Source organism: Okeania sp. SIO3B5 (genome assembly GCF_010692555.1).
GTDB lineage: Bacteria > Cyanobacteriota > Cyanobacteriia > Cyanobacteriales > Microcoleaceae > Okeania.
On sequence record NZ_JAAHHG010000371.1, the window covers coordinates 1 to 10,001 of the forward strand.

At 37.5% G+C, this 10,001-nt stretch carries 9 protein-coding genes; 1 reads left to right on the forward strand and 8 read right to left on the reverse strand.

The genetic code is table 11. The features are described from left to right. Positions 1 to 316 precede the first annotated feature (316 nt). The 8 genes from argJ to F6K54_RS32200 all read right to left on the reverse strand — a co-directional run bounded on the left by argJ (position 317) and on the right by F6K54_RS32200 (position 8,630). Complete coding sequence (gene argJ / locus F6K54_RS32165) at positions 317 to 1,558, reverse strand: bifunctional ornithine acetyltransferase/N-acetylglutamate synthase (RefSeq protein ID WP_293087098.1); 1,242 nt, start codon at positions 1,556 to 1,558, stop codon at positions 317 to 319. 336 nt (positions 1,559 to 1,894) lie between these two features. Then, entirely contained in the window at positions 1,895 to 2,089 is a 195-nt protein-coding gene (locus F6K54_RS32170) for a hypothetical protein (protein WP_293087101.1), read from the reverse strand. 38 nt (positions 2,090 to 2,127) lie between these two features. Further along, on the reverse strand, positions 2,128 to 2,322 hold the full coding sequence (locus tag F6K54_RS32175) for a hypothetical protein (protein ID WP_293087104.1): 195 nt from the start codon (positions 2,320 to 2,322) through the stop codon (positions 2,128 to 2,130). Positions 2,323 to 2,360: 38 nt separating this feature from the next. Then, positions 2,361 to 2,555 carry a hypothetical protein gene (locus tag F6K54_RS32180; protein WP_293087104.1) on the reverse strand — a complete coding sequence of 65 codons (195 nt, stop codon included), beginning with the start codon at positions 2,553 to 2,555 and terminating at the stop codon, positions 2,361 to 2,363. Positions 2,556 to 2,593: 38 nt separating this feature from the next. Continuing rightward, the gene (locus F6K54_RS32185) at positions 2,594 to 2,788 is read right to left on the reverse strand and encodes a hypothetical protein (RefSeq protein ID WP_293087104.1); all 195 of its coding nucleotides are present in this window, start codon (positions 2,786 to 2,788) and stop codon (positions 2,594 to 2,596) included. 826 nt (positions 2,789 to 3,614) lie between these two features. Beyond that, a complete protein-coding gene (locus F6K54_RS32190) occupies positions 3,615 to 6,566 on the reverse strand; it encodes a CHAT domain-containing protein (protein ID WP_293087107.1) in 2,952 nt (983 codons plus the stop codon). Positions 6,567 to 7,495: 929 nt separating this feature from the next. After that, entirely contained in the window at positions 7,496 to 7,867 is a 372-nt protein-coding gene (locus F6K54_RS32195; protein ID WP_293087113.1) for a co-chaperone YbbN, read from the reverse strand. Positions 7,868 to 7,916: 49 nt separating this feature from the next. Further along, the gene (locus F6K54_RS32200; RefSeq protein WP_293087116.1) at positions 7,917 to 8,630 is read right to left on the reverse strand and encodes an NnrU family protein; all 714 of its coding nucleotides are present in this window, start codon (positions 8,628 to 8,630) and stop codon (positions 7,917 to 7,919) included. A gap of 404 nt (positions 8,631 to 9,034) precedes the next feature. Here F6K54_RS32200 and iscB point away from each other — a divergent pair. Further along, on the forward strand, positions 9,035 to 10,001 hold a 967-nt coding region (gene iscB, locus F6K54_RS32205; RefSeq protein ID WP_293087110.1), incomplete at its 3' end, for an RNA-guided endonuclease IscB.

Here is a 10,001-nt window from a genome sequence, read left to right on the forward strand (position 1 = left end):
ATATCATGTTCGGTTGAATACTTACACTTTGGAGGAAGGAAGGCAGAAGGCAACCCACCCCTAACCCCTCCCAGGAGGGGAAGGCAGAAGGGAAGAAAGAGTTCAAAGGGATAAAGTTTTTTTATAACTGATTATCCGAACATGATATAATACCTTGCTTTTGAGCTCTTCATGCTCAAAAAGTTAGCATTTCTGGCGCATAGTTGAGCAAAAAAAAAATTATTCCCCTACTCCCCTACTCCCCTACTCCCCTACTCCCCTACTCCCCCGCTCCCCTACTCCTGAAAAAAGACTTTCCATAAGCAAACCCTAATTATTAGGTAGTGTAATCAGCGTTAATTTTCACATAATCATAACTCAGGTCACATCCCCAAGCTTTTCCACTACCAACACCATCCCCAACTTTGACAGAAATTAACACAGTATCATCCTTGAGATATTCTCCCGCTGCCCTCTGCTTCAAATACTCGCTAGCAGCAGCTCGGTCAAAATCTAAAGGTTGACCGTTTTCCATCATCAAAAAGTCTCCCAACTTGATCTGTAACTGCTCCTGCTCAAACTTCACCCCAGCGCGACCAGCAGCTCCGGCAATTCTTCCCCAGTTGGGGTCGCGACCAAAAATAGCTGATTTTACAAGAGAAGATCCAGCAATAGTCTTAGCAATTTGATTGGCAGATGCTTCATCAGATGTTCCTGTCACCTGAACTTCTATCAGACAAGTTGCTCCTTCTCCATCACGAGCGACCGCTTTTGCCAAATATACACAAACCTCTGTCAACATCGCCTCCAGCTTTTCCGCCTCCGCCCCCACATTAGTAATAGCAGAGGTGCGAGACTGACCATTTGCCAAAGCAATTACTGTATCATTAGTACTCGTATCCCCATCAACAGTAATTTGATTAAAACTACGATTAACTGCTCTAGTTAACATCTCTTGCCATAATGGAGGAGAAACTGCTGCATCACAAGTCACAAAAGACAGCATTGTTGCCATATTCGGATGAATCATACCAGAACCTTTGGCAATACCACCAATACGCACCGGGCGATCGCCCATTTGAGTTTCTAGAGCAATTGATTTTGTGGCTAAGTCTGTAGTGACAATAGCTTTTGCTGCTGCTTCTCCCCCTTCCGTAGAAACTGTAGAGACTAACTCGGGAATTGCTACTTTGAGAGCATCCATTTTAATTCGTTTGCCAATAACTCCTGTAGAAGCTAATAATATTGACTCTGGAGAAATATTGAGTGCTTTAGCCAATACTTCCGCACTTTCCACAGCATCCTGCAAACCTAAACTTCCAGTACCAGCATTTGCTTGCCCAGAATTACACAAAATTGCCCTAGCACTTGGTTTAGCTTCTAGCTGTTGCCGACAGTAGTCCACACAAGCAGCTCGTACTTGATTTGTCGTGAAGACTCCAGCTGCGATCGAGTCTACATCTGACAAAATCAAGGCCAAGTCTGGTGCCCCGGAGGGTTTTAACCCCGCAGTAACTCCTGTTGCCTGATATCCTTTGGGAGCTGTTACCCCACCAGTAATTACTTGCCAGTCTGACATTTTTCTTTCCTTTATTTGATAATTGTGCTGACTGGCAATTATAAATGATTTGGGGGTATTATATCATGTCCGGTTGAATACTTACACTTTGAAGGAAGGAAGGCAGGAGGCAACCCACCCCTAACCCCTCCCAGGAGGGGAAGGCAGAAGGGAAGAAAGGATTAAAAGGGATAAAGTTTTTTTATAACTGATTATCCGAACATGATATTATATCATAAATGTAGATTTTCATTTGAAGATAAAAAAAACAGTCGCAACTTCCTTTGATGGGTATCTCAGATAGGGAAGCTGCGACTCTTGAGTCAAAAACATTATTCAATTTTTGAGGCAATGTTCCTAACTCATGGAAGCATGACTACGGTCATAAGTAGTGACAAAACTATGATGGGGTTTTCCTTGAATATTGCCCCAGTAATCATCTGCTTCTACACCGACTTCTGTGGCAGTGCGGTTCAGCATTGACTGTTGACGATTTTTCACTAAGTTGTGATGACGGATCATTAATGAACGTGCTTGATTTTCTACTGACATATTTTTAATTCTCCTGTTGCTAACTTTTGGTTTTCACTCTAACTCATGGAAGCATGACTACGGTCATAAGTAGTGACAAAACTAGGATGGGGTTTTCCTTGAATATTTCCCCAATATTCATCTGCTTCTACACCGACTTCTGTGGCGGTGCGGTTGAGCATTGACTGTTGACGATTTTTCACTAGGTTGTGATGACGGATCATTAATGAACGTGCTTGATTTTCTACTGACATATTTTTAATTCTCCTGTTGCTAACTTTTGGTTTTCGCTTTAACTCATGGAAGCATGACTGCGGTCATAAGTAGTGACAAAACTAGGATGGGGTTTTCCTTGAATATTTCCCCAATATTCATCTGCTTCTACACCGACTTCTGTGGCGGTGCGGTTCAGCATTGACTGTTGACGATTTTTCACTAAGTTGTGATGACGGATCATTAATGAACGTGCTTGATTTTCTACTGACATATTTTTAATTCTCCTGTTGCTAACTTTTGGTTTTCACTCTAACTCATGGAAGCATGACTGCGGTCATAAGTAGTGACAAAACTAGGATGGGGTTTTCCTTGAATATTTCCCCAATATTCATCTGCTTCTACACCGACTTCTGTGGCGGTGCGGTTCAGCATTGACTGTTGACGATTTTTCACTAGGTTGTGATGACGGATCATTAATGAACGTGCTTGATTTTCTACTGACATATTTTTAATTCTCCTATTTGATTAACTATTGTTTGTTAAAGATTATTGACATCCTCCCAACGCTCCCCTGCGGGAGAGCGCGGGCCTCCAAGCAACGTTGAGATGAAGATGGCAAGAAAAAAATAAATTAGCTCATTGAAGCATTACCGCGCTCATAATTTTTCCTAAAGCTAGGCTGTTGTGGGAAGTTTTTTCCCTTACACTTTTATATTAACCAATAATTCTGTAACTGTTGCTACAAAATACTAATTCTTTGCAAATCTTTACATTGAATGTTTTTCAACGCTATATGTAGAGTTATACTCAATTGAATTGATATATGTAGCGTTTTGGCGCAATTAATCAAGAAAGGCAAAGGGCTGGAGGCAGAAGGCAACAGAGGAAGACAAAAGGGTTTCAGCTTCTATTTAGGGTTTGCTGAAAAAGTCTTGTGGGTGATGGTAGGAGACAGGAGACAGAAGACAGGAGATAGGAGAAATGGGAATTTATAGAGGAGTTAGGAGGAAGAATAGTCCTTTGATTTTTCTGCGCAACTATGCGCCTAAATTGTTTACTGCTAACTGACCACTATAATTTTCTTCTTACTTTTGACTTCTTAACTTCTTACTTCTTACTTTTGACTCCTGACTCCTTCTTCTATGCTACATTTTGTCGTGCATAATGTAGGTTCTAAAATTCTGTCTCCTGTCTCCTGTCTCCTGACTCCTTCTTCTATGCTACATTTTGTCGTGCATAATGTATGTTATAAAATTCTGTCTCCTGTCTCCTGTCTCCTGACTCCTTCTTCTATGCTACATTTTGTCGTGCCGAATGTAGACCACCATTTTCAATTTGCTTCTCCAGTTAAAGTAAAAGCTGCCCAATTTTTTACTTCTGGAAATTTTTTTAGAGTAGTTAACATAGCTTGTCGTAGTGCTTTTGCTTTATTATCAGTAGTATTTAATTGATGATAGAAATCTACCATTAATAATTGGGTTGCATCATCTGGAACTTTCCATAAAGAGACAATAATGCTAGGCGCTCCTGCTGCTAAAAAAGAGCGAGATAATCCAATTACTCCATCTCCTGTAATTGCTCCACGACCTGTATCGCAAGCACTTAAAACTACTAATTCTGCATTCAAATTTAGTTCTAAAATTTCATAATAAGTAAGGAAACCATCATTATTTTTGTCGGGAGTAAGTGCTAATGCTCCAGGTATTCCTAATTCTCTAATATCTGTCAGTAAACCATGAGTTGCTATATGAATTACTCGTGAATTTTCCATTTGTTTTTTGACTAAGCTTTCTGTTGCTTGTTTACCAATTATTGCTTGAGTTTCTAGAAAATCAGCTATTTGTTTGGCTTCAATTTCGGCACCAACTAAAGGTTCTAATGGTTGCTCATGTAGTTTGGGCATTGAGGGATTACCTACTACTAAATCTCTTTGATTATTATTTCTGGGCAAGCCAACTATTAAATCATTTTGTGGATTTGCTTTTTTATTTTTAGCGCGTTGTTTGTGGGTTAATTCTAATACTTGGATTGCTGGTGCAGTCAGAATAGTATGTTTTTCTATTAAGTATTTTTCTCCCTCGTCCATCAAGGCAACAAAGGGAATTAAAAATAACTCTTTTTGAGGTATAAATATTACTGATTCTTCAGCATTAGTGGGGAGAATATCTGCTATGGGTTCAATTAATAATTTGTACAGTTTTTTGAGTTGAATTTGTGGTTGGTATGGTTTTACTAAAAGCGCCCGACGAGTATCTATAACTAGGTCTCTTAAAGTTTTATTTTCTAGAACAGATTTCAACTCTATTTGACGAAATGCTATTTCACCAGTTGGTTGAATTACCCAAATATAAAGTTGTTCTTCAATGATGGAATATTCGACTATTGTTGCAGTTTGTTCGGCAGCTATTTGTTGAATTTCTTTGAAAGTTGGTGGCTCAATATTTGCTTGAGTAATAGTGTGTGAAGAGAGACGGTCAAATAATAGTTCTACAAATGCTCGGGCACGACCTCGTTCGGCAATTTCTAAAGCATCTTTGATTTGATTTTGTTGAACTAAGACTTTCTGTAATTGATTATAAGTATCTATTTGAGTTTCAAATAATGATACTTTCAATAAATCTTTACCGCCTAGTTTTTTTCTGATTGATTCTTTGACTATTATTGCCGAACGTAAATTTTTTTCGGCTTGTTTTAAATCTCTTTTTGCTAAATAAGTTATACCTAAACTTTCAAAGGCTTCTGATTCTCCATGAATTTCCTGAATTTCTTGAGAGATGGTTAACTGTTCCTGAAAGTAATTAATTGCTTTGTCATAATTTCCTAAAGCTAAATAGTTTTGACCTAGTTGGTTAAAGGAGGCAGCTTTTGTATAAATATCGTTTGTATTAGTAACTATATTCTCAAAAAAATCTATTGCTTCATCATGTCTTCCGAAAACAGTATAAAGACCTCCAATATAGAATGCTTTTCTTCCCAATTCAGCACTTTGCTGATAGTATTCGATGGCTTTTTTGTAATTTTTTTGAAAATAGTAAATATCCCCAATTCCTTCTAAAGCACGAGCTTGAATATCTGTATCTTTAATTTCTTTTCCTCTGGCTAAATATTCCTTTTGATACTCAAGACTTTTATGATAAATTCCTAAATATAAGTAAGGCTTTGATATGTCATATAATCTGGCTGTCGCTGCATAATCATCATCAATTTCTTCAGCCAATTCAAAACTTTGCTGATAATAATCAATGGCATTAACATAATCATTTAACCAATAATAAGCCCATCCTACACTAGATAAAACTTGTACTAGCCCAGATTTATCTCCGATTTCCTGATAGATTTTCAGAGATTTTTTAGCTGTTTCTAAACCTTTTTGATATTGATGAGCATTACTTACTAAATTATCGGCTTCTAATCTCAGTCTTTCAGCTTCTGCTTTCCGAGAATTTACTTGTCGTAGGCGATCGCTATCTACACATTCATCCCAGGAACTGTCATAGCCTACATAATTTATACAATATCGATTATTTTTTATCTCTAAAATTTGAGCTAAATGCCATTGCTTTTGCCACAAAACTTCTACATATTCATTAACTGAATAATCTCTATTTGTTTGGGTAAATTCTGAATTATGTTGTTCTATATTAGTATTAGTATTTCGACGATAACCTTCTAACCGGAGTCTTTCTGCATCAATTTTTCTAGGGTCTGCAATGCGGATACGAACTCTATCAATACATTCATTCCAAGAACGGTCATGGCCTACATAAGTTATACAATATTGATTATTTTTAATTTCTAGAATCTTGGCTAAATACCATTCATTTTGCCATAAAACTTCTATATATTGATTTAGTCTTAGGCTTTCTGCTGAAGAATTTTGATTTTGAATAGGACGAAGGCGATCGTTACCTAAACATTCATCCCAGGAATCATCATAAGTAGGATAAGTAATACAATATTGATTATTATTAATTTCTAAAATTTTTCCTAGATACCAGTTTTCTTCCCAAAGCACTTCTACATAATCTCCCACCTGATAATTTTGTGCTAATAAAAAAGGCTGATTAACTAATGATTTTTCTGTTATTTCTGTAGATTTGATATTGGGATGATTATTGACTAAATGTTTTGGTGGTTTTGATAGTACATTTTGCCAATTTTTGGCTAATGTAAACTTTTCAGATGCCCGAGCTTTTTCAGAAATATTCAAGCTGGAAAGTATTGATAATTTCACCAAGATTATGACTAATAATTTGCTGATTTTTTGAGTATTTTGAATCATAATGTCTGGAATTTTTATACTGATGAAATACAGTAATCAACTCCCTCAAGTTAAACACTGACAGGACTTACGCAAAGACACTGTATATAGAGTCCAGTAACTATTGGACAATAGTTATAACTACTATATATAGCGTATATGCGTAAGTCCTAACTGAGAGAAAAATCAAAAAGCTGATGACTGAACTAAGTACTATAAATTAATGAAAATATAGCAGTCGAAGCAAAGAGAGCAGACATATCAAAAGCTTAGAGGATATCTGAAAAGTTTTTTGATACTGAATTTTGCCCCCCTAGCCCCCCAATTTTGGGGTAGGGCTGTTTCATTCTCGATAGACAGGGGGACGCGGGGACGCGGAGACACGGAGACACGGGGATGGAGGCTTTTAAGCGGCATTGAACCAAATATCCTCTCAGAGCTTAAAGACGCTTATTGGCGCTCAAAATAGGCAAATTTTGGCAAATTTCACTGTTCCACTATCCCCTCATCTTCCGTTCTCCTTAAATCGTTAATCTACAATACTTTGAAACAGCCCTGCCCAATTTTGGGGGAAGAGTCAATTTGCTTCTAAAATTCCTCCAATTTTGGGGGATTTAGGGGGCTTGGATGTAGCAAATGGGAATTCTCAGACAACCTCTTAAAACCCAGACAAAACAAGATTTTTCCTTCTTCCTTCTTCCTTCTTTCTTCTTCCTTCTTCCTTCTTCTGCTATAAAACTGAAAGAGGTTAAAACTAGCTCCAAAGGAAATAATTATTCCCTTCAATTCTAGTTTTAACCTCTTTATTTAAAACTCAGCAACAATACAATTAGCGTTTTATCTTCGCTAAACTCCTAAAATGCTATGTATAAGAAACTGGTGCAAGCAATTTTCAATAATTATTAATTATTAATTATTAATTATTAATTATTAATTACCCAACACTTTCTTCATCCCATTAACTGAGGTTCCAAAAGTCGAGTTAGACGAGTTTTTTGGTAACTGGTCATAAAAGCATCTAATGTCCGTAGAAAGTCTTCCCGTACCTGAAAATGATCCACTCGATTCACTATTTGGCCATTTTCAAATAAAATCAGAGTAGGCAAAGTTCTGAGTTGATATTTACTAGCAAGCTTTAAACTTTCGTCAGCATTTACCCCTACTAGCTTTAAATGGCCATTCCACTCAGACTGAAATTGAATTAATTGGGGGACAATCATTTTACACAGGCCACACCACGGTGCCCAAAAATTTACTAAAACTGGTTTAGAGGCATCTAACACCTCTTTTTTAAAAGTTTTTTCGTTAATTGACAAAAGCATGGCTTCTCTATCTGACATTAATTAAATTTTTTATATCCATGGGATCATGCTACCAGTCTACGCTCCCAGTTGCACGGATTAGTAGTGGATGAGCTTGCCAAAGTAAGAAAATAAAAACAGCTACTCCTAGATATGCCCATCGGAGAAACTCCTGTAACTGTAGAGTTTGACGTCTTTGAATAATAGCCATAAAAGGTATAACTGATGTGCGAAATTTTAACTTTTCAAAAGATTCACCAAAACGCTGTTGAAGTCGTCGATCCCCATGCCATACACCAAATAAATGATGGATTATGAGGCCAAAAGAGGTAACAAGGGTAAAACTTGTCCCTAACCAAAGAGTATGGGCAATACACCAAATTACTTGGCCTACCATTTGGGGATGGCGGGTAATCCTAATAATTCCTGTTTCATAGAGATGGACTTGAGGTTTTTGAATTGCAGCAATTTCTAAAAGATTGAATGTAGAGGGATAGAGGAAAATAAATGAAATTGCTGATAGTATCCAGACTATAGGCTTAACTATTGGGATACCTTGCAGTTGCCATAACTGTAACCCATCGTAACGGTGGTTGAAAAAGTAAATAATCAGAATTACTGCTAGTGGCAGACTGACTAGGGCAAATAAAATGCGATAGGGTCTAGGGCCAATTTTTGTTTCGGCCCACGGTCGGAGGGCTGCTAAACCACTATGAGCGGTCGCAAAACTTAGTAATAACCCCAACATAATTAAATGGCTAGGGGTTAACCAATCATTAGACATGGACACTATGGAAAATTGATAATAAAAGTTAACTTTTGCAGGAATCGTCCAGCAGTATGCTGAAGGGACTTCATTAATTGATAATGCCAACCCCTGACTTCCACAAGAAGTCTAATATGTAACTTAAATGCAAACCAATTTAAGACACCTTTGAAAAACCTAGCCAACCCTAGACATTTTTAGGAATTGTCTCTCAAAGGTTGCAGATTAAGTCTTAACTGACTACGTTGGCAGGTCACGACCACCATAAGTGAACTCCAGCTTATGTACTGGTCACTCTAAATTAAGGACAGCGTTAAAGTACGCCAATCGGAAGTGGGTTTGATACCGATAGTGTTTAGGGTATTAACAAGCCTGGCCAACATAATCGAGGAACACTTTACTGAAAAGGACTAGACACCACAATGTCTAACACTAATTACGTTTTCGTCATAGATACAAACAAAAAACCATTACAACCTTGCAAACCTTCTATTGCTCGTAGATTGTTAAATTCTGGTAAAGCTGCTGTCTGGCGACGCTTTCCGTTTACTTTGATTCTCAAAAAAGCTGTTAAAATAGTTGTAAAAACAACTTTAACCCTCAAGATTGACCCAGGCTCAAAATTTACAGGGATGGCTCTATTAGAGGGAAACAAGGTAATCTGGATGCTAGAAATCCAACATCGAGGTTCCCTAATCTCAGAAAAACTCTCTAAGCGTTCTTGCAGACGGAGAGCTAGAAGGACAAAAAACCTCAGATACCGTAAACCAGGATTACCCAACAAAAAGAAGCCCACTGGTTGGTTAGCACCTTCTTTAATGCACAGAGTCGAAACTACTATGACTTGGGTCAAACGATTAATTAAGTTTTGTCCAGTAGAATCAATCTCAATGGAACTGGTTCGCTTTGATACTCAATTGATTCAAAATCCAGAAATTTCTGGTACTGAGTATCAGCAAGGGGAATTAGCAGGATATGAATTGAGAGAATATTTATTAGAAAAATGGGGTCGTCAATGTACTTATTGTGGTAAAACAAATACACCATTAGAAATAGAACATATTCACCCCAAGTCTAAAGGAGGTTCAGACCGAGTATCTAACTTAACTGTTGCCTGTAGTAAATGCAACCAACTTAAGAGTAATCAAGATGTCAAAGAATTCTTATCAGGAAAGCCAGAATTATTAAAGCGAATACTAACCCAAGCAAGAAGACCATTAAAAGATGCAGCAGCAGTTAATTCTACTAGATGGAAGTTGTTTAATACCTTAAAGACTACTGGGTTGACCGTAATCACATCTAGCGGGGGACAAACAAAATTTAACCGCAGAAAGCAGAAATTACCCAAAGCACACTGCATAGACGCTGCTTGTGTAGGTGAAGTTAATA

Coding starts and splice junctions, on each gene's coding strand:
- F6K54_RS32190 (WP_293087107.1), bottom strand. CDS start 6,566: ATGATTCAAAATACTCAAAAAATCAGCAAATTATTAGTCATAATCTTG.
- F6K54_RS32175 (WP_293087104.1), bottom strand. CDS start 2,322: ATGTCAGTAGAAAATCAAGCACGTTCATTAATGATCCGTCATCACAAC.
- F6K54_RS32195 (WP_293087113.1), bottom strand. CDS start 7,867: ATGCTTTTGTCAATTAACGAAAAAACTTTTAAAAAAGAGGTGTTAGAT.
- F6K54_RS32200 (WP_293087116.1), bottom strand. CDS start 8,630: ATGTCTAATGATTGGTTAACCCCTAGCCATTTAATTATGTTGGGGTTA.
- F6K54_RS32180 (WP_293087104.1), bottom strand. CDS start 2,555: ATGTCAGTAGAAAATCAAGCACGTTCATTAATGATCCGTCATCACAAC.
- F6K54_RS32170 (WP_293087101.1), bottom strand. CDS start 2,089: ATGTCAGTAGAAAATCAAGCACGTTCATTAATGATCCGTCATCACAAC.
- argJ (WP_293087098.1), bottom strand. CDS start 1,558: ATGTCAGACTGGCAAGTAATTACTGGTGGGGTAACAGCTCCCAAAGGA.
- F6K54_RS32185 (WP_293087104.1), bottom strand. CDS start 2,788: ATGTCAGTAGAAAATCAAGCACGTTCATTAATGATCCGTCATCACAAC.